General features: G+C 68.9%; 18 protein-coding genes. 14 read left to right on the top strand and 4 right to left on the bottom strand.

Features of this window, described 5'->3' with window-relative positions; translation table 11 throughout:
- Positions 1-17: 17 nt before the first annotated feature.
- The 7 genes from iolD (at position 18) to GV007_RS01145 (ending at position 8238) form a co-directional block, all read left to right on the top strand.
- On the top strand, positions 18-1916 hold the full coding sequence (gene iolD, locus GV007_RS01175; RefSeq protein WP_228502823.1) for a 3D-(3,5/4)-trihydroxycyclohexane-1,2-dione acylhydrolase (decyclizing): 1899 nt from the start codon (positions 18-20) through the stop codon (positions 1914-1916).
- Positions 1917-1979: 63 nt separating this feature from the next.
- Positions 1980-2891, top strand: a complete 912-nt coding sequence (locus tag GV007_RS01170; RefSeq protein WP_104240651.1) for a sugar phosphate isomerase/epimerase family protein — start codon at positions 1980-1982, stop codon at positions 2889-2891.
- A 25-nt stretch (positions 2892-2916) separates the two neighbouring features.
- The gene (locus tag GV007_RS01165) at positions 2917-3939 is read left to right on the top strand and encodes a Gfo/Idh/MocA family protein (protein ID WP_104341549.1); all 1023 of its coding nucleotides are present in this window, start codon (positions 2917-2919) and stop codon (positions 3937-3939) included.
- Between the two features lie 9 nt (positions 3940-3948).
- Complete coding sequence (locus tag GV007_RS01160; protein WP_160070643.1) at positions 3949-4821, top strand: sugar phosphate isomerase/epimerase family protein; 873 nt, start codon at positions 3949-3951, stop codon at positions 4819-4821.
- 163 nt (positions 4822-4984) lie between these two features.
- Positions 4985-6457 (top strand): sugar porter family MFS transporter, encoded by a 1473-nt coding sequence (locus GV007_RS01155; protein WP_160071522.1) that lies wholly within the window; start codon positions 4985-4987, stop codon positions 6455-6457.
- 105 nt (positions 6458-6562) lie between these two features.
- Positions 6563-7558, top strand: coding sequence for a DMT family transporter (locus GV007_RS01150; protein WP_160070642.1), 996 nt, complete (start codon positions 6563-6565; stop codon positions 7556-7558).
- Complete coding sequence (locus GV007_RS01145) at positions 7555-8238, top strand: GntR family transcriptional regulator (protein WP_160070641.1); 684 nt, start codon at positions 7555-7557, stop codon at positions 8236-8238. Before GV007_RS01150 ends, GV007_RS01145 begins: the two co-directional genes overlap by 4 nt.
- A 171-nt stretch (positions 8239-8409) precedes the next feature.
- Here the strand turns inward: GV007_RS01145 and GV007_RS01140 are convergent, their stop codons facing one another.
- Positions 8410-9945, bottom strand: coding sequence for a DEAD/DEAH box helicase (locus tag GV007_RS01140; RefSeq protein WP_104298495.1), 1536 nt, complete (start codon positions 9943-9945; stop codon positions 8410-8412).
- Positions 9946-10277: 332 nt separating this feature from the next.
- Between GV007_RS01140 and GV007_RS01135 the strand changes: the two genes are divergently transcribed.
- Positions 10278-11504, top strand: a complete 1227-nt coding sequence (locus GV007_RS01135) for a galactokinase (protein WP_160070640.1) — start codon at positions 10278-10280, stop codon at positions 11502-11504.
- Positions 11505-11558: 54 nt separating this feature from the next.
- On the opposite strand, the gene GV007_RS01130 is transcribed toward GV007_RS01135, so the two are convergent.
- A complete protein-coding gene (locus GV007_RS01130; protein WP_160070639.1) occupies positions 11559-12614 on the bottom strand; it encodes a LacI family DNA-binding transcriptional regulator in 1056 nt (351 codons plus the stop codon).
- Between the two features lie 130 nt (positions 12615-12744).
- Between GV007_RS01130 and GV007_RS01125 the strand changes: the two genes are divergently transcribed.
- From GV007_RS01125 to GV007_RS01115, 3 genes are all read left to right on the top strand, one after another.
- The gene (locus GV007_RS01125) at positions 12745-13953 is read left to right on the top strand and encodes a Gfo/Idh/MocA family protein (RefSeq protein WP_160070638.1); all 1209 of its coding nucleotides are present in this window, start codon (positions 12745-12747) and stop codon (positions 13951-13953) included.
- A gap of 1 nt (position 13954) precedes the next feature.
- Positions 13955-14959 carry a sugar phosphate isomerase/epimerase family protein gene (locus tag GV007_RS01120; protein ID WP_160070637.1) on the top strand — a complete coding sequence of 335 codons (1005 nt, stop codon included), beginning with the start codon at positions 13955-13957 and terminating at the stop codon, positions 14957-14959.
- Between the two features lie 201 nt (positions 14960-15160).
- Positions 15161-15568: a tautomerase family protein gene (locus GV007_RS01115; protein ID WP_160070636.1), complete on the top strand. Its 408-nt coding sequence runs from the start codon at positions 15161-15163 to the stop codon at positions 15566-15568.
- 88 nt (positions 15569-15656) lie between these two features.
- Here the strand turns inward: GV007_RS01115 and GV007_RS01110 are convergent, their stop codons facing one another.
- Positions 15657-16433: a GntR family transcriptional regulator gene (locus GV007_RS01110; protein ID WP_104240639.1), complete on the bottom strand. Its 777-nt coding sequence runs from the start codon at positions 16431-16433 to the stop codon at positions 15657-15659.
- A gap of 107 nt (positions 16434-16540) precedes the next feature.
- A complete protein-coding gene (ffh, locus tag GV007_RS01105) occupies positions 16541-18112 on the bottom strand; it encodes a signal recognition particle protein (RefSeq protein WP_104240638.1) in 1572 nt (523 codons plus the stop codon).
- 79 nt (positions 18113-18191) lie between these two features.
- On the opposite strand from ffh, the gene GV007_RS01100 reads away from it, so the two are divergent.
- The 3 genes from GV007_RS01100 (at position 18192) to GV007_RS01090 (ending at position 20316) form a co-directional block, all read left to right on the top strand.
- Positions 18192-18776 (top strand): gamma carbonic anhydrase family protein, encoded by a 585-nt coding sequence (locus GV007_RS01100; RefSeq protein ID WP_160070635.1) that lies wholly within the window; start codon positions 18192-18194, stop codon positions 18774-18776.
- Between the two features lie 9 nt (positions 18777-18785).
- Positions 18786-19001, top strand: a complete 216-nt coding sequence (locus tag GV007_RS01095) for an SCO4848 family membrane protein (protein WP_104240636.1) — start codon at positions 18786-18788, stop codon at positions 18999-19001.
- A 148-nt stretch (positions 19002-19149) separates the two neighbouring features.
- A complete protein-coding gene (locus GV007_RS01090; RefSeq protein ID WP_160071521.1) occupies positions 19150-20316 on the top strand; it encodes a PQQ-dependent sugar dehydrogenase in 1167 nt (388 codons plus the stop codon).
- Positions 20317-20333: the final 17 nt, after the last annotated feature.

Genomic DNA, 20333 nt, shown 5'->3' with positions numbered 1-20333 from the left:
AAAAGGAAATGACGCAGATGTCAACCAAGCGAATGACCGTCGGCCAGGCCCTCGTCGAGTTCCTCGGCAAGCAGTACACCGTCGACGGCGACGTGCGTGAGCGCACGATCCCAGGCATGTTCGGAATCTTCGGCCACGGCAATGTCGCCGGCATCGGCCAGGCTCTCAAGCAGGCCAACGTCGAGGACCCGAGCCTCATGCCGTACTTCCAGGCGCGCAACGAGCAGGCGATGGTGCACCAGTCGGTGGGCTACGCGCGCATGCGCCGGCGCCGCGCGACGTACGCGAGCGCCGCATCCGTCGGACCCGGCGCCGCCAACATGCTCACGGGCGCTGCACTCGCCACCGCGAACCGCCTGCCCGCGCTGCTCCTGCCGAGCGACACGTTCGCGACGCGCGTCGCCGACCCCGTCCTGCAGCAGCTCGAGTTCCCGCACGACACGGGCATCCAGGTGACGGATGCGTTCCGTCCCCTCTCCCGCTTCTTCGACCGCGTGCAGCGCCCAGAGCAGCTGTACTCGATCGCGCTCGCCGCCATGCGCGTCCTCACGGACCCCGCCGAGACCGGTGCCGTGACGATCGCGCTGCCCGAGGACGTGCAGGCGGAGCTCATCGACGTGCCGCTCGCCTTCCTCGAGGAGCGCGAGTGGCACATCCGTCGCCCCCTCCCGGAGGCCGGCCCGCTCGCGCGCGCCGTCGAGGCGATCAGGAACGCGAAGAACCCGATCATCGTCGCCGGCGGAGGCGTCATCTACTCGGGTGCCGAGAACGAGCTGCGCGCCTTCGTCGAGGCCACCGGCATCCCCGTCGGCACGAGCCAGGCTGGCGGCGGCGCCCTCGACTGGGACCACCCGCAGTACCTGGGCGGCATCGGCGCGACCGGAACGACCGCCGCGAACCGCCTCGCCGCGCAGGCCGACGTCGTCATCGGCATCGGCACGCGCTACAGCGACTTCACGACAGCCAGCCGCACGGTCTTCCAGAACGACGGGGTGCGCTTCGTCAACATCAACGTCGCCGCGTTCGACGCCTACAAGCACGGCTCGCAGCTGCCCGTCATCGCGGATGCGCGCGAGACGCTCGTGAAGCTCATCGGGGCCCTCTCCGGCTTCCGCGTGAGCGACGACTACTCGCGTCAGATCGCGGGCCAGAAGACCGAGTGGGATGCGGCTGTCGACCTCGCGTTCGAGCCGAGCGGCCTCGAGCTGCCCGGCCAGTCCGAGATCATCGGCGCCGTGCAGGAGTCCAGCGACCCCCGCGATGTCATCGTCCAGGCGGCGGGATCGCTGCCGGGCGACCTCCACAAGCTGTGGCGCGTCCGCGACCCGCTCGGCTACCACGTCGAATACGCGTTCTCCTGCATGGGCTACGAGATCGCAGGAGGCATGGGCGTGCGGCGTGCTGCCCCTGACCGCGATGTCATCGTCATGGTCGGCGACGGCTCGTACCTCATGCTCCACACGGAGCTCGTCACCGCAGTCGCCGAGGGCATCAAGATCATCGTCGTGCTCATCCAGAACCACGGCTACGCCTCCATCGGACACCTCTCCGAGACGGTCGGCTCCGAGCGCTTCGGTACCTGGTACCGCGCCTTCGACGAGGCGGGCTCCAACTTCCAGGGCGAGCAGATCCTCCCGGTCGACCTCGCGGCGAACGCCCGCAGCTACGGGATCGACACGATTGAGATCGAGCCGAGCACGAACGCCATCGGCGAGCTGCGCGAGGCGATGGCGAAGGCCAAGGCGTCCGACACCTCCACGCTCATCCACATCAACAGCGACCCCCTCCTCTACGCCCCCGACGGCGAGGGATGGTGGGACGTACCGGTCGCCGAGACCTCCACGCTCGACTCCACGAAGAGCGCGCGTGAGGACTACCTGGAGCAGAAGGCCGCGCAGCGGCCGCTGCTCGGCTGACCGACCCGCCGCAAGCACTCCTCCAACCGCACACGAACGACCCTCTACAGAAAGCAGACGACGATGTCGCAGAGCATCCGAATCGGGACCGCACCTGACTCCTGGGGCATCTGGCTCCCCGACCACCCCGGCCAGATCCCGTGGCAGACGTTCCTCGACGAGGTCGTCAAGGCCGGCTACACGTGGATCGAGCTCGGCCCGTACGGCTACCTCCCCACCGACCCCGACCAGCTCTCCGATGAGCTCGAGTCGCGCGGCCTCAAGCTCTCCGCGGGAACCGTGTTCACGGGCTTCCACAACGAGGACGAGAGCCAGTGGCAGCGGGCCTGGGATCAGGCCATCGCCGTCGCGGGCCTCGCGTCGAAGCTCGGTGCCGAGCACCTCGTGACGATCCCCGACATGTGGCGCGACGACATCACGGGCCAGGCCAAGGAGGCACGCACGCTCGACGCCGAGCAGTGGAAGCGCCTCGCAGCCGGGCATGACCGTCTCGGCAAGGCGCTCCTCGAGGAGTACGGCGTCAAGCAGCAGTTCCACTCGCACGCGGACAGCCACGTGGGCACGTACCGCGAGGTCGAGCGGCTCCTCACCGAGACCGACGCCAGGTACACGAACCTCTGCCTCGACACGGGCCACTTTTCCTACTACGGCGGCGACAGCCTCCGTCTCATGAACGCGTACCCCGAGCGCATCGGCTACCTGCACCTCAAGCAGGTCGACCCGGACAAGCTCTTCGACGTGCTCAAGAACGACGTGTCGTGGGCAGAAGCAGCCGCCGACATGATCATGGTCGAGCCCCCCAACGGCATCCCGGAGCTCGGGCCCATCGTCGCCCGCGCCGCAGAGATCGACCCGAACATCTTCGGCATCGTCGAGCAGGACATGTTCGGCTGCTCGGCCGACCGCCCGTACCCGATCGCCGAGCGCACGCTCAAGCACATCTGCGGCTCCACGCCCGCGGCCCGCGCCAAGTAGCACCTGAAGAAGAGGAACCATCACCATGACTTCAACTGACCTCCGCGTCGGCGTCGTCGGCGCCGGCCTCATGGGCGCCGACCACATCGCCCGCATCACGAAGCGCATCAGCGGCGCGATCGTCTCCGCCGTCATCGAGCCCGATGAGGGACGCGGCACCGCAGCCCTCGAGAATGCCCCGGGTGCGCAGTGGTTCACGAGCATCGAAGACGCCATCGCGGCGAACGCCGTCGACGCCGTCGTCATCGCGACGCCGGGCAAGTTCCACGAGCCCGTCCTCCTGCCCGCCCTCGCGGCGAAGCTCCCCATCCTGTGCGAGAAGCCCCTGACCGCCGACTCCGCGTCCTCGCTCCGGGTCGTCGAGGCCGAGATGGCCGCATCCGACCGGCCCCTCATCCAGCTCGGCTTCATGCGTCGGTTCGACGCGGAGTACGCCCGCCTGCGCGAGATCATCGCCTCTGGCGAGGCCGGCGAGCTCCTCGCGCTTCGCGCGGTGCACCGCAACCCCGACGTGCCCGAGTCGTACACGCAGGACATGCTCATCAACGACTCGGTGGTGCACGAGCTCGACGTCATCCCGTGGCTCGCGGGCAGCGAGATCCGCAGCATCGAGATCAAGTACATGCGCCGCAACCCGAACTCGCCGGAGCGACTGCGGGAGCCGATCCTCGTGCTCCTGGAGCTCGAGAACGGCATCCTCGTCGACGTCGAGATGAACGTGAGCATCAAGTTCGGCTACCAGGTCGCGACCGAGGCCGTCTTCTCGAACGGCCTCGCGCGAATCGGCCAGGCCAACGGCGTGCAGACCTGGTCGGACGGCGCGTTCGCGAAGGAGGAGCACCGCTCGTTCGTGACCCGCTTCGCTGCGGCCTACGACGTGCAGATCCAGCGCTGGGTGGACGCGGTCGCCCGCGGCACCATCGACGGCCCTGACGCGTTCCACGGCTACCGCGTGGCCCTGGCCTGCGAGGCGGGCGTCAAGGCGTTCGACGGGGGCATCGTCGAGGTCCAGCAGGTCGAGCGCCCCGCGTTCTACGACAAGGCATAAGGAGTCATCATGGTTCGCATCGCCCTGGACCCGACGCCGCTCCACCACGACGCCGGCTTCCTCGACTTCCCGGATATCGCTGCCCGCCTGGGTTACGAGTACCTGCAGATCACGCCGCACCCCGACTTCTCGTGGTTCTTCCGCCACCCGTCGGCCGACGACGAGTACGCGCTGAAGTTCAAGAAGCGCGCAGCGGATGCCGGCGTCACGATCCCCGCCATCCTCCCGGTCCAGCGCATCTCGGGCCCAGAAGAGGCGGGTCGCCTCGCCGCGGTGCGCAACTTCACTCGCGTCATCGAGCTCGCCTCGATCCTGGAGATCCCCGTGATCAACACGGAGTTCAGCGGTGAGCCTGCACAGTTCAACGAGTCAGAGGACGCCTTCCACCGTTCGATGGAGACGCTCCTGCCGATCCTCGAGCGCGAGGGCATCCAGCTCAACATCGACCCGCACCCCAACGACTTCGTCGAGGACGGGCTCGAGGGGTGGCGCGTCATCCGCGGGCTCAACAGCAAGAACGTGGGCTTCGTGTACGTCGCCTCGCACACCTTCCACTACGGCGACCGCGCGACGACGCTGCTCCCCGAGCTGGGCGAGCGCCTGGGCGCCGTCTACACGGCGGACACGTTCGACCATCACCGCTCGCACGGGCTGCGCTACATCTCGAACCCTCCGGGCAACGAGGCGCGCATCCACCAGCACCTGCGCATCGGCGACGGCGATGTCGACTTCGCGGAGCTGTTCACGACGCTGAAGCAGATCGGCTACCTCGACCGTGAGGACGCGCTCATCGTCTCGAACGTCTTCGCGGAAGACGAACGGGCCGACGAGGTCTCGAAGTTCCAGCTCGAGAAGATCCGGGAGCTTGTCGCCTCCTCCTGACACCGTGTGGCCCCGCAGCTCTGAGCTGCGGGGCCACACGCCCTCCCGGAATATTTGTCAGGACATATTCACATCACGTCATTCTTCGGTTACCATCAAGACACGCGTTCGCAGAAAACGCGCCCCCGCAGCACCCCCGCACAACCCCGCTCCACCTCGCAGCATCCATGACAAGGACGTCCAAATGGCCTCATCGCACCCGGCGGGCCCCACCGCCGAGAAATCACTTCCGCCCCTCACAGCTGGGCCGCACCGTTCGCGGCTCGGGCTGATCTCGATCGTCGCGTGCTTCGGCGGTCTCCTCTTCGGCTACGACACGGGTGTCATCAACGGCGCACTGAACCCGATGACCGAGGAGCTCGGCCTCACGCCACTCACCGAGGGCGTCGTCACCAGCTCCCTGGTCTTCGCAGCCGCCATCGGCGCCATCTTCTGCGGCCGCCTCTCCGATGGCTGGGGCCGCCGCAAGACGATCATCATGCTCGCCGTGCTCTTCTTCCTCGGCACCGTCGTCGTCGTCTTCACCCCGAACTTCGAAGTGCTCGTCGTCGGCCGCATCCTCCTCGGCCTCGCCGTCGGTGGCGCATCGACGGTCGTGCCGGTCTTCCTCGCCGAGCTCGCCCCGTACGAGATCCGCGGGTCCATCTCGGGTCGCAACGAAGCAGCCATCGTCATCGGCCAGCTCTCCGCGTTCGTCATCAACGCCATCCTCGGCAACACCCTCGGGCACCTCGACGGCGTCTGGCGCATCATGTTCGCCATCTGCGCCATCCCGGCGATCTGCCTGTTCTTCGGCATGCTGCGTATGCCGGAGTCGCCGCGCTGGCTCGTCGAGAAGGGCCGCGACGCCGAGGCCCTCGAGGTCCTCAAGACCGTCCGCTCCCCCGAGCGCGCCGAGGCTGAGCTCGCTCAGGTCGAGAAGGTCGCCCTCGAAGAGGGTCAGGAGAAGCAGGTCGGATTCAAGGCCATCCTCGGCAACAAGTGGCTCCGCCGCATCCTGCTGGTCGGCATCGGGCTCGGTGTCGCGCAGCAGCTCACGGGCATCAACTCGATCATGTACTACGGCCAGATCGTGCTCATCGAGTCGGGCTTCGACTCGAGCGCGGCGCTCATCGCCAACATCGCCCCCGGCATCATCGCCGTCGTCGGTGCCTTCATCGCCCTCTCTTACATGGACAGGTTCGACCGCCGCAAGACGTTCATCATCGGCTTCTCGCTCACGACGGCCTGCCACCTGCTCATCGGCTTCTCGTCCATGATCCTCGAGCCGGGCAACCCGCTGCGCCCCTGGGTCATCCTGTTCCTCGTCGTCGCGTTCGTCGGCTCGATGCAGACGTTCCTCAACGTGGCCGTCTGGGTCTACCTCTCCGAGGTCTTCCCGCTGCACATGCGCGGCATCGGCATGGGCGTCTCGATCTTCGCCCTCTGGGTCGCGAACGGCTTCATCTCGCTGTACTTCCCCTCGGTGGTGGATGCGCTCGGCATCACGGGCACGTTCTTCGTGTTCGCGGGAGTCGGCGTGCTCGCACTCCTCTTCGTCGCGACGCAGATCCCCGAGACTCGTGGACGTACGCTCGAGGCGCTGGATGAGGACGTCACGACCGGAGCGATCTTCCTCCCGACCGCGAAGAAGTAACGCTCCCGCTGCACCATCGAGCGATGGGCTCGGCCGAATCGGCCGAGCCCATCGCTTGTCTCTTCGCGTGCGGCGCAGAGCCGAGGATTGTGTAACAATCAGCCCATGACACCGCTTCTGCTCGTCCTCTTCGCCGCGGTCTGCTTCGGCACGACCGGGACGGCGCAGGCACTCGGCGCGCCCGAGGTGAGCGCGTTCTCGCTGGGCTCCGCTCGCCTCGCGCTCGGCGGCACGCTCCTCGGCGCCTGGGCACTGTTCGCCGCGCTGCGCCGCCACGGCGCGCACGGAGGCCCCCCGCAGCCCACGCCGGACTCCGCCCGGATCCGCCGCCCGAATCGTGCCCATCTCGGACTCATCGCCCTGGGCGCGCTCGGCGTGCTCCTCTACCAGCCGCTGTTCTTCGCCGGGACGGCGGGCAGCGGCGTCGCCGTCGGCACCGTCCTGGCGCTCGGATCAGCCCCGGTCATCACCGGCCTCCTGCAGTGGGGGCTCGAGCGCCGCTTCCCCGGCCTGAGCTGGGGCGTCGCGACCGCGATCGCCATCCTCGGCGTCGCCCTCATCGCTGCCGCCGGGGCAGGGGATGCCGGCGGCGCGAACCTCGGCGGCATCGCGGCGTCGGTCGGCGCCGGTGCGAGCTACAGCATCTACACCCTCTCGGCGAAGGCCCTCATGAACCGCGGCTGGAGTGCCGACGGCACCATGGGCTTCGTCTTCGGTACCGCTGGGGTGCTGAGCATCCCCCTGCTCCTCGCGAGCGGCGCCGAGTGGATGCTCACGCCGGCCGGCCTCGCGACCGCGGCGTGGCTCGGCGTCGTCACCACCACCGTCGCCTACCTCTGCTTCGGCGCCGGGCTCGCGAAGCTGCAGGCCGCGACCGTCTCGACGCTGACGCTCGCAGAGCCGCTGACCGCGAGCATCCTCGGGCTGCTTGTGCTCCGAGAGCAGCTCGCCGGCCTCGAAGCCTTTGGCCTCATCGTGCTCGCGGCGGGCATCTTGGTCCTCGTGCTCGGCGCGACTCGTGCTCGCACACGCAGTGGCGGGCCGCTGCCCGCACGCGCAACGAACGCGAGCCAGGACCCGGCGGGCCGAGGCGTGCGATGATCCACCAGAAGCCCCATCCCGAGGCCGCCGCGCTCACGCCGCGGCCGACCGCGTCGGCGAAGCTCGCGGCGGCCCTCCGCGACCGGATCCTCGAGGGGAGCTACGTCCGCGGCCAGTCGCTGCGCGAGGAGCACCTCGCCGCCGAGTTCGGGCTCTCGCGGCACACGGTGCGAACGGCGCTGGCCACCCTCGCGTCCGAGCGCCTCGTCCACTCAGCCCCCTACAAGGGGGTCGAGGTCACGAACCTCGACGACGCCGAGATCCGCGCCATGCAGGATCTGCGCTGCGCGCTCGAATCCGAGGCCGTGCGCATCCTGAACGCCCAACACCCGGACGGCTGGCCGGACGAGGTGCGGGCGCCGATCCTGGCCCAGGTCGCCCGGCTGCGGGAGCTCGAGGTGACCGATGCACATTCGTGGCGGCAGCTTGAAGCAGCTCACGCGGCCGTGCACCAGGCGATCATCGATACGGCAGGGAGCCCCCGGATCAGCGAGACTGCGCGCTCGCTCGAGAGCGAGGTGAGGCTCCTGCTCGCGGGAGCGCACGAGCACTACGGTGCCAAGGGGCTGGCCGAGGACCACGAGCGCTACCTCACCCTGCTCGAGCACGATGGCCCAACGGCGGTGCGCGCCCACCTCGACACCCTCACGGCACACCTGCTTGCTGACTCCCCCATCTGAGGCGCCCTCCGACGCCGAACCACAGCGACATCCGCACGAGAAGGGCGCGCCCGTTCAGCGTCGACGCCGAATCCCCACGCGGATGCGGACGGGGCACGCACGCGAGAGACGCCGAACGGGCGGGCCGATTGCTCGGACCGCCCGTTCAGGATGCTGCGTGTGAGGCGCTGACTACTGGCCGGAGGACCAGCTGGCGCGACGCGAACCGCCGCGCTCGCCACCACGCGAAGGCGCGGCCGGCGAGGAGGTGCCGGCACGACGCGGACGAGATTCTCCGCGACGCTGGCCCTGAGCTGCGCCTTCGCCTGCCTGTCCGCGCGCTGGACGCGACGCGGACGAGCCCTGCGAGGAGGACGAGGCTGCACGACCGCGGCCGCCGCCGTTGCCGGAGCCGCCACGAGCTGCGCCGCCGCGAGCAGGAGCAGCGTCGCGCTTGCGACGAGCGTTCGCTCCCTGCGACGTGCCACGGCCCTGGCTGACCTCGACGTTGCCGGATCCCGGTCCGCCCGGAACGGGGCGCACGGTCGGGGCGACTTCGCCGATGAGCTCGTTCACGAACGGCGAGTTGACGTTCGCACGCTGCGGGGTGACGCCGATCTTGGCGCGACGCAGCAGCATCTCGGTGTCCTTGCGCTGGCTCGGGAGCATGAGCGTGACGACGTCACCCTCGGAGCCCGCGCGGGCGGTGCGGCCGGAGCGGTGCAGGTACGCCTTGTGCTCGGCGGGCGGGTCGACGTGGACGACGAGCTCGATGGCGTCGACGTGCACACCGCGGGCGGCGACGTCGGTCGCGACGAGCACGTTGACCTCGCCACCGGAGAAGGCCGCGAGGTTGCGGTCACGGGCGTTCTGCGACAGGTTGCCGTGCAGGTCGACGGCGGGGATGCCGGACGCGGTCAGCTGCTTCGCGAGCTTCTTCGCCTGGTGCTTGGTTCGCATGAACATGATGCGACGGCCCTTGCCGCTCGCCAGCGCGTGGACGAGGGCGGTCTTCGCCTCAGGCGTCTCCGCCTCGTACACGTGGTGCGTCATGGCGGCGACGTGCGAGTTCGACTCGTCGACCGAGTGGAGGATCGGGTCGCTCAGGAACTTCTTCACGAGCTTGTCCACGCCGTTGTCGAGCGTGGCGGAGAAGAGGAGACGCTGGCCGGACTGCGGCGTCGCGTTCATGATGCGCGTGACGACGGGCAGGAAGCCGAGGTCGGCCATGTGGTCGGCCTCGTCGAGCACGGTGACCTCGACGGCATCGAGGTTCACGATGCGCTGCTTCATGAGGTCGTCGAGGCGGCCGGGGCAGGCCACGACGATGTCGACGCCGTTGCGGAACGCGGTCTCCTGGGGGCGCTGCGAGACGCCGCCGAAGACGGTCGTCACGGTGAGGCCGGCGGCCTTCGCGAGCGGCTCGATGACCGCGGCGACCTGGGTCGCGAGTTCACGGGTCGGGAGCAGCACGAGGCCGAGCGGGCGGCCCGGGCGGCGCTTGCCGCCGGACACTGCACCGGCGAGGCGTGCGACGAGCGGGATGGCGAACGCGAGCGTCTTGCCGGAGCCCGTCTTTCCACGGCCGAGGACGTCGCGACCCGCGAGGGTGCTCGGAAGCGTGGACTGCTGGATGGGGAAGGCTTCGTGCTTGCCGGCTGCGTCGAGCACGGTCACGAGCGACTTGGGGACGCCGAGTTCGGCGAAAGTTGAGGTGGTTTCCGTCATATGGAGGTCATGCCTTTCAATCGGCACGCAGAGAACGCACAACACTCGTGTGCTGCGCTCTTGCGGCGATGATGCGGGCGAATGTGCCCGTTCGCCGCAACTCGTGAAATCGTGCCGAGGCAGAAAAGGTGCCCTCGAACAACAAACGGTACGACGATCGTGGGAAATAGGACCCACAAGCTGTCGACCCTAGCACGCCGAGCGCCTCCCGACCAGGGGGACGGCCCACTCGCGGGGGTTTCGGCGCTCGTCCAGGACGCATTTATTAGAATCACCGTGCGCATGCACAGGGGCGGACGCCCATTCGCCCATGCCTGAGAAACGGTGACGAGATGAGCAGAGACCTGACGACGATCGTGTGCGACGGCTTCCGAGCCGCGTTCGAGCGAGAGCCCCTCGGAGTCTGGTCGGCACCCGGCCGGGTCAGCATCATGGGCGACCACACCGACCTGCAGGATGGCGTCGGGTACGCCTGCGCGATCCCCCTGCGCTCCAGCGCGGCGATCGCGCCCCGCGACGACGGGCGCATCCGCATCGTCACCGACCTTTCGCCCGACGAGGCGGTCACCGACCTGCGATCGATCGCCTCGGAGATCCCCGCACGCGACTGGCGCGCCTACCCGCTCGGCGCGGTCGCCAGCATGCTCCGCTTCGCACGCGAGAACCCGCCGGAGGGCACGCGCGGAGACGGCGACGAGACCGACCCCGGAGTCCCCTTCTTCCTGGGAACGGGCCTCGACATCTTCCTCACGACGGACGTGCCCGTCGGCGCCGGACTCGCCTCCTCGGCATCCGTCTGCGCGACCATCAGCACCGCACTCAACGACTTCTGGGGCCTCGGGATGAACGTCGAGGAGCTCGCCGAGATCGGGCGCCAGACGGAGGCGGACATCGTCGGCGCGCCCAGCGGACTGAGCGACCACATCACCGTGCACGCCGCGCGGAGCAATGAAGACGTGTTCTTCGATGCTCGCGGCTCCGACGTCTCGATCCTGCCTGCGCCCAGCTCCGTCGATTCCGGCTTCGTGCGCGTGCTCATCGACACCAAGGAAGCCCACCGCAACTGGTCGGCCGAGTTCGCGCAGCGGGCAGACGACTGCGCCCGCGCGGCCGAGACCCTCGGGTTCCAGACGCTTCGCGAGGTGCGGCCCGCGGAGTTGGACGCAGCGGCCGACCGGCTCGACGACACCGTGTTCAGGCGCGCACGGCATGTGGTGTCCGAGATCGCCCGCACGCTCGAGTTCACGAAGCTCATGCGTACCGGAGAGGCGCCCGAATCCCGGAACCATCTCCTCGCGGAGTCGCAGGTGTCGCTGCGCGAGGACTTCGAGGTCTCGACGCCGCGCATCGACTTCACCGTCGAGCTGGCCACCTACCTGGGCGCGGCGAGCGCCCGCATGACCGGCACGGGCCTCGGCGGCTCGGTTTTCGTCATGCATCCCGCAGACAAGTTCGACGAGCTGCGCGAGAGCGTCTTGGGAGCGTACGCCGAGCAGGGGTGGGAAGAGCCGCTCGTGCTGGCTTTCGAACCCGCTGCTGGGGCGCGTCGAGACCGCTGAGTCACAGCCGCCTGGCACTCGTGCTGGCTCGTAGCTGGAGAACCGGTGGCGGCCTCAGGTGTTCGTGGCATTCGCCGCGGTCGCCGTCGAGCCGCGCACGGTGAGCGTTGGCTGGATGACCTTCCGGACCGCCCGAGACGGAACCCCTGCTGCCCCGTCGCGGGCTGCCGTCCGCACCCCCTCGATGCGGGCGAGCAGGAGCTCAGCCGCGGCACGACCGACCTCGGCGCTTCGGTCATCGACCGAGGTGAGCGAGAGGTGGTCGAAGCCCGCGAGGTGCGAATCGTCGTAGCCCACGATCGACACGTCCGTGGGAACGCGCAGGCCGAGCTCATCGAGCGTTCCCAGCACGCCGAGCGCCATGACGTCGTTCGCCGCGAAGACGGCGCTCGTGGCCGGCCAACGCTCGAAGAGCTCTCGTGATGCGCGACGCCCCTCGCCCTGGTCGGTCGCGCCCGAGCCGCCGATGACACGCGGCTCGAGACCCGCGTCGCGCATGGTGCGCTCGTAGGAGCGCCGCCGGAGCTCGGCGGCGCGGCCCGTACCCGTGACGTGGCCGATCTGCGTGTGCCCGAGGTCGCGAAGGTGCTCGACGGCGAGCCGCGCGCCGGCCTCGTCGTCGTTCGCGACGAGGTCGGCGCCCGCCGGCACGATCGCACGATTGCCGGCGACGACCGTCGGCACGGGGAACCCCTCGGCGGGAACCGCGTCGACGTCACCGCCGATGACGAGCCCCTCGACACCCGCCGCCAGGAAGCCGCTGATGGGCGACTGCTCGAGGTGCGCGTTGAGGTTCGCGTCGGCGACGGTGACGTGGAAGCCCGGCGAGTTGAGCACCGCCTGCATCCCCTCGAGCAGATCGACGAACCAGGGGTTCCGGAAGTCGTCGATCATGACACCGATGGCACGTGTGCGGTTTCCGGCGAGTGCCGTGGCGGCCCGGCTCGGCAGGTACCCGAGCTCCTGGATCGCCGCGCGCACCGCTGCCCGCTTCTCGTCGCTGACGCGAGTCGAGTTCTGCAGCACGAGCGAGACGAGAGATTTCGAGACTCCGGCGCGTTCGGCGACGTCGTAGATCGTCGGACGCTTCTGGCGCGGGGAAGGGGGCATTCGACACTCCGGACGACGATCGTTTGACAGGACATTGTTTCATGACCTACCTTCCAGTGTAGCGCTCCAACACCGTCGTCGGTCGCCTGCGCTCACCCAACACAGCTCTCGCAGAAACACAGGAGAACCAATGACAAAGCCACTGGGCGTCGCCGTCATCGGCGCAGGCATGGCGGGCCGCGCACACGCCGCCGCCTACCGCGTCGCATCCACCCTCTACAGCCCCACGCTGCCGGAGATCCGCCTCGTCTCGATCGGAGACGTCAACCCGGAGTTCGGCGCACTCGCCGCCAAACGCTTCGGCTACGAGCGCACCGACTCCTCCTGGCAGGCCATCGCGGCAGCCGACGACATCGACGTCGTCAGCGTCGTCATCGCGAACTCGCTGCACCGCGAGGTCGTCGAGGGGCTCCTCGCCGCCGGCAAGCACGTGCTCTGCGAGAAGCCGCTCAGCGACTCGATCGAGGACGCCCACGCCATGGCAGCAGCAGCCGAGCGCGCGGACTCCATCGCCCGCGTCGGCTTCACCTATCGCCGCTCCCCCGGCATCGCGTACATCCGCCAGCTCATCCAGGACGGAACACTCGGCAAGCTCCTGCACTTCAGCGGTCGCTACTGGACCGACTACGCGTGCAGCCCGACCGCGCCCATGAGCTGGCGCTTCAAGGGCGGCCCCGGCAGCGGCGCCCTCGCCGATGTCGGAAGCCACATGACCTATATCGCGGAGTTCCTCGGCGGCGAGATCCAGGAAGTCAGCGGCGGCACCCTCAGCACGGTCATCCACGAGCGGCCACTCCCGCTCGGCGCGGTGCTCGGGCACGACCACGCAGCGGTCAGCGACACGTTCGAACCCGTCGAGAACGACGACTACGCGGCGTTCTCGCTCAAGTTCGCCCAGGGTGCCGGAGCCATCGAGGTCTCCCGGGTCGCCCGAGGCCACGCGAACAGCCTCATCTTCGAGGTGTTCTGCGAGAACGGCGCCGCCCGCTACGACCAGCGCCGCCCCTCCGAGATCGAGCTCTTCCTCAACGACGCCCCATCCGCCCAGAACGGGTACCGCCAGATCATCCTCGGCCCGGAGCATCCCTATATCGCCGGCGGTCTCGCGATGGATGCCCCCAGCGTCGGCTTCGGCCAGAACGAGGCCTTCTCCTACCAGGCACGCTCCTTCCTCGAGGAGGTGGCGGGGATCTCGGAAGAGGACTCACTCCCCCGCTGCGCGAGCTTCGAGGAGGGAATCCACAACATGGAGCTTCTCCACGCCGTCGCCGAGTCGGCCGCGGCGGACGGCGCAGCCGTCCGCATCTCCCCCACCAGCACACGCAAGAACGGAGCATGAGATGCGTCTCGGCGTCTACAACGCGATCCTCCACGACCGCTCGCTCCCCGAGGCGATCACGGTCATCTCCGAGCTGGGCCTCACCGGCATCGAGCTCAATTCGGGCGGGTTCCTCCCCGCCACGCACATCCCGAACTTCGACGAGATCCTCGAGAGCGACGAGGCCAGGGACGCGTTCCTCGCGCAGTTCGAGGGCACCGGCGTCTCGATCGCCGGCCTCAACTGCAACGGCAACCCGCTGCATCCTGACCGCGCGATCGGCGAGAAGCACGCCGAGGACATCCGTCGCTCGATCCGCCTGGCCGCTCGACTCGGACAGGACCGGGTCGTCACGATGTCGGGACTGCCCGGTGGTGAGCCCAGCGCGACCACCGTCAACTGGGTGGTCAACGCCTGGAACTCGGCGGCGCTCGACGTCATCGACTACCAGCTGGACGTGGCCGCAGAGTTCTGGGCTGAGATCGACGAGCTCGCTCGCGAGCACGGCGTGAAGGTCGCCCTCGAGCTGCACCCGCAGAACGTGGTGTTCAACCCTGCGAACTTCCGCGAGCTGATCAAGCGCGCTGGCACGACGAACATCGGCGTCGAGCTCGATGCCTCGCACCTCTTCTGGCAGCAGATGGACCCGGTGGCCGTCGTCCGCGACCTCGGCGAGTGGGTCTTCCATGCCGCAGCGAAGGACGTCCGCGTCAACCCGGCGGCTGCGATCTACGGCGTGCTCGACAACCAGTTCCGCAAGCTCTCGGCGGACGAGCCGCGCACCAATCTGGGCGGCGACGAGTGGGCGAACGAATGGCCGAAGAACTCCGCGTGGGATTTCGTCGCGCTCGGGCGCGGCCACGATACCGCGTTCTGGACGGAGTTCCTTCGTGCGCTGCACGAGGTCGACCCGGAGATGTGGGTCAACATCGAGCACGAGGACACCTCGCTCGGCCGCATCGAGGGCCTCGAGGTCGCCGCGAAGGTGCTCACCGACGCGGATGCCGCTCTCGAGGCATCGCTCTGACCATCGTTCTGACCGCAGACTCGGGTGCGACTCTTCTGCGAGAGCTCCGTACCTGACCACAAGGGCCGCATCCGCTTGGATGCGGCCCTTCGTGGTCTCGGTGCGCGCCTCCTATTTGTTAGGACATTAGGACTTTTGGCGTTAGAATCAGAGCTCAGACAACACACGTCACCTCCCCCTCGACCTCAAGGACACCGCACCATGCCTCTCGTACGCATCGACGTCAACGCCGGCCGCAGCCCCGAGCAGATCTCGTCCATCGCCGACGCCATCCACGACGCCATCGTCGCCGAGTACGGGATTCCCCCTCGCGACCGATTCCAGATCATCACCGAGCACCAGAGCGGGCAGATCATCGCCCAGGACGCCGGCCTCGGCTTCGAGCGCTCGTCAGGTGTCGTCATGATCCAGATCTTCACGCAGCGCGGACGCACGCCCGAGGCGAAGCAGTCGCTCTACGCCCGCATCGCCGAGGCGCTGGGCGAGCGCGGCGTCGAAGGCAACGACGTCTTCATCGGCTACGTCGAGAACGGACCGGAGGACTGGACCTTCGGCTTCGGCCGCGCCCAGTACCTCACGGGTGAGCTCGCGGTGCCGAACCGCGCATAGCGCACCCCGAGGCTAGCGCCCCCGAGGCTCCATGAAGAACGCCCACGATTCCAGCCGTGGGCGTTCTCCGTGCAGCGGCCGAGCCGGGTCAGCGCTCGACGAGCGTGATCTCGAACGTATAGAGGTCGGGACGATAGCAGTGACGGCCGTACTCGACCGCGCGGCCCGTGGCATCGAAGGCGACGCGCGACATCGTGAGCACCGCGGCACCACCGGAGAGATCGAGCAGGCGCTCTTCCTCACGCGAAGCCGTGCGCGCACCAATGCGCTGCTTGGCGATGCGCATCGTCACGCCGCGGGCCCGCAGGAGCTGGTAGAGCCCATGCTGGACGAGCTCGTCCTCCGTCAGCTCGACGAACGGCTCCGGCAGCACGTTGTCGAGGATCGCCAGCGGCACCCCGTCCGCACTCCGAAGGCGCGAGATGTGCAGCGTCGGGCTTCCGACCTCGATGCCGAGGGTCTCGGCGAGCTCGGGGGTCGCGTCCTCCACCCGCCGCGAGAGGAGCGTCGTGGTGGGCTTCTGCGCCGAGCGCTCGAGGTCCTCGAAGAGGCTCGTCAGCTCGACGTTGCGGGTCACGGGGCCGTGCACGACCTGGGTGCCGACGCCCCGGCGGCGCACGAGCAGGCCCTTGTCGACGAGCTCCTGGATGGCACGCCGGACCGTCGGGCGGGACAGACCGAGGCGATGCCCGAGCGAGATCTCGTTCTCGAGCTTGGATCCGGCCGGAAGCGTGTCGTCCCTGATGGCCTTCTCGATGCGCTCCGACACCTGGTGGTACAGGGGCACAGGGCTCGAACGGTCGATGCCGACGAACAGCCCGAGTGGGAGTCGGGCCTCGCCTGTTGCTGCAGCTTCATTGCTCAATGGCGCACTCCTCGGACGACTTGATGACGTGACAATGCTACTCGGGCGACGGAGAGTTCTCTCCGTCGCCCGCGGCGAGGCGGACACGCCGCCCCGAGAGCTTGTCGCTAGCCGCGCCCCAGGTACTTCTGGAGCTGCTCGAGCTCGGCCTCGTTCGGCTGGCCGTCACCGGCCGCCTGGCGCCCGAAGCCCGCGCCACCGAACGCGCCGCCTGGACGCTTCGGAGCCGAAGCTTCCTCGATGGCCTGCTGAGCGCGCTTGGCCGGGTTGCCGCTGCGCTTGCCCTGCTGCTTCTTCTTCCCGCCCTTCGCGGGAGCCTTGCGTCCACCGTGCTGGCCCGGAATTGGACCCATGCCCGGGATCTGCGGGGTGCCGCCGCGGGCGACGGTCTTCATCATCTTCGCCGCCTGCTCGAAGCGCTTGACGAGCTCGTTGACGTCGGTGACGGTGCGGCCGGAACCGCGGGCGATGCGAGCACGACGCGAGCCGTTCAGCAGCTTCGGGGTCTGGCGCTCGGCCTTGGTCATCGACTGGATGATCGCCTCGGTGCGGACCAGCTCGCGCTCGTCGAAGTTCTCAAGCGCCTCCTTCATCTGGCCCATGCCCGGGAGCATGCCCATCATCTTCTTGAAGTTGCCGGCCTTGCGCAGCTGCTGCATCTGCTTCAGGAAGTCGTCGAGCGTGAAGTTCTCGGTCGCGAGCTTCCCGGCGATCTCCATCGCCTCGTCCTCGTCGAAGGCCTTCTGGGCCTGCTCGATGAGGCTGAGGATGTCACCCATGTCGAGGATGCGCTTCGCCATGCGGTCGGGGTGGAAGACCTCGAAGTCGTCGAGTCCCTCACCGGTCGACGCGTACATGATGGGGCGCCCGGTGAGCTGCGCAACCGACAGGGCGGCACCGCCGCGGGCGTCGCCGTCGAGCTTCGAGAGCACGACACCCGTGAAGTCGACGCCCTCCTGGAAGGCCTTGGCCGTGGCGACGGCGTCCTGGCCGATCATGGCGTCGATGACGAAGAGCACTTCGTCGGGGCTCGTGGCGCGGCGGATGTCGGCCGCCTGCTTCATGAGCTCCTGGTCGACGCCGAGGCGTCCGGCCGTGTCGATGATGACGACGTCGTGCAGCTTGTCCTTCGCGAAGCGGACGGCATCCGTCGCGACGCGAACCGGGTCGCCGACGCCGTTGCCCGGCTCGGGAGCGTAGACCTGCACGCCGGCCTGCTGGCCGACGACCTGCAGCTGCGTGACGGCGTTCGGGCGCTGCAGGTCGGCGGCGACGAGCAGCGGCGTGTGCTTCTCGCCCGCGAGTCGCTTCGCGAGCTTGCCCGCGAGCGTCGTCTTGCCTGCACCCTGCAGACCGGCGAGCATGATGACCGTCGGCGGCTGCTTCGCGTACTCGATCTGGCGGGTGTCGCCGCCGAGGATGCGCACGAGCTCCTCGTTGACGATCTGCACGACCTGCTGCGCGGGGTTGAGGGCGCGATTGACCTCGTCGCCGAGGGCGCGCTCGCGCACGTGCGCGGCGAAGTCCTTGACCACGGGAAGCGCGACGTCGGCTTCGAGCAGGGCGCGACGGATCTCGCGCACGGTGCCGTCGACGTCGGCGGGCGTGAGCTTGCCCTTGGAGCGGAGGCCGGCGAGCGTCTGCGTCAGCCGGTCAGAGAGGTTCCCGAAAATGGCCATAGTCCGCCCATTTTAGCTGAGGCCGGGGAGTCTGGTGTGCGGGGTGGCCTGAGAGAAGCACAACTGGGATCATCGGAGCATGACCAGCGCTGCTCCCCTGATCCTCCCCTTCGAGGGCAAGACCCCCCGCATCCACGAGACCGCCTGGATCGCGCCTGGCGCCGTCATCATCGGCGACGTCGAGATCGGCCCCGAGTCCTCGGTCTGGTACGGCTGCGTCCTGCGAGCGGATGTGGGCGGCCGCATCGTCATCGGCGCACGGTCGAACCTGCAGGACGGCACGGTGGTGCACGTCGAGCACGACGTCGACACGATCATCGGGGACGACGTGACGGCGGGCCACCAGGCGCTCCTCCACGGCACGAGGATCGCGAACGGATCCCTCATCGGCATGAAGGCGGCGTGCCTGTCCCGCTCGGTGATCGGCACCGGGGCGCTGGTGGCTGCCGGCGCCGTCGTCCTCGAGGGTGCGAGCATCCCCGACCGCGTGCTCGCCGCCGGCGTGCCCGCGAAGGTGCGACGCGAGCTCACACCTGAGGAGAGCCAGGCGTTCATCCCGCACGCCGCCGGCTATGTCGCCCTCGCGAAGCGCCAGAGTCCCGCGAGCGCGGCCGTGACGCTCGGCGAGGCGCGCGGCGCCGAGGAGGCGTCGACGCGCCAATAGGCTGGGGGCATGGTCTTCCTCGCAAGCATCGCGCTCCTCGTCGGCGCCGTCTTCAACGTCGTCGTCTGGCCCTCGTTCTACCGGCGAGTCTCGAACGACCCGCGGGCTCGCGACGAGAACGGACGCCCGACGCGGTTCCTCACGGTGCACGCCGTACTGGTGCTCGCGGCTCTTGTCATCGGCATCGCCCAGGCACTGCTCGGCATCCTCCTGCTGACGAACTGACGAGCTGACGAACTGACGAGGTGAGCGGACACCGGAAACCGCTGACTCGCTTCGCCGCTCGCGGACCGGGGCTCAACGGGCACGGAGCGCCAGCACAGGCTGCTCGGCTTGACTGGTGGCATCCCTCGTCGACCGATTGGCCACCGTCATGACCAAGCGCACCGCTCCCCTGCTCGCCCTCGCCGCCGTCGCCGCGCTGACGCTCGCCGGATGCGCGCCGACGCCTGAGCAAGCCGAGCCGAGCGCGTCGGCGAGCCCGCCGCCAGCATCCACGACCCAGTCGCCCACGACACCCGAGGCGGCCGGCGAAGAGGCCGGCCCCGTCGCCCCAGTCGGCGACCCCCGAGTGGTCACGACCGGGCTCCAGGCGCCCTGGTCGGTCGTCGAACTCGAGACGGGCGACTTCCTCGTGAGCGAGCGCGACACCGGGCAGATCCTCGAGGTGTCCGCCGACGGCTCGAACCCCAACCGCGTCGTCACGACCATCGCCGACGTCGAGGCCGGAGGCGAGGGCGGCCTGCTCGGCCTCGCCCTCGCAGGCACGAGCGACGACGAGGCGCAGTGGCTCTACGCGTTCTACACGGCAGCCTCGGACAACCGCATCGTGCGCTTCCCCCTCACCTGGGAAGGCGGCGTCGGCGTCGGCAGCCCGGAGGTCGTCGTGGAGGGCATCGCGAAAGCCGGCAACCACAACGGGGGCAGGTTGGCTATCGGGCCGGACGGCTACCTGTACGCGGCGACCGGCGACGCATCCCAGACCGAGCTGGCGCAGGACCAGAACTCGCTCAACGGCAAGATCCTGCGCATGGAGCTCGATGGCTCCCCCGTCGCCGACAACCCCTTCGGCAACCGCGTCTACTCGATGGGTCACCGCAACCCGCAGGGCCTCGCGTTCGATGACTCCGGGGTGCTGTGGGCGAGCGAGTTCGGGCAGAACACCTGGGATGAGCTGAACAAGATCACGGCGGGCGGCAACTACGGCTGGCCCATCGTCGAGGGGCAGGGCGACGACGCCACGTTCGTGAACCCCGTGCTGCAGTGGTCGACGAACGAGGCAAGCCCGAGCGGCCTCGCCTACTCGCGCGACACCCTCTTCATGGCGGGACTGGGCGGCGAGCGGCTCTGGAAGATCGCCATTCCGGAGGCGTCGGAGGCGAGCGACGAAGCGCTCTACGTCGACGAGTTCGGCCGGCTCCGCGACGCCGTCGTGACCTCCTCCGGGAGCCTGCTCGTGCTCACGAACAATACCGACGGGCGCGGATCACCGCGCGACGGTGACGACACCCTCTTGGAGTTCACGCTCGACGCATCCTGACCCGCTCCGCGCCGGGG

Origin of the sequence: Pseudoclavibacter sp. 8L, from assembly GCF_902506465.1 — a bacterium.
In the GTDB taxonomy this organism is placed as follows: domain Bacteria; phylum Actinomycetota; class Actinomycetes; order Actinomycetales; family Microbacteriaceae; genus Pseudoclavibacter.
The sequence above is the reverse complement of the archived record's forward strand: the minus strand, read 5'-3'. Positions and strand labels throughout refer to the sequence as shown.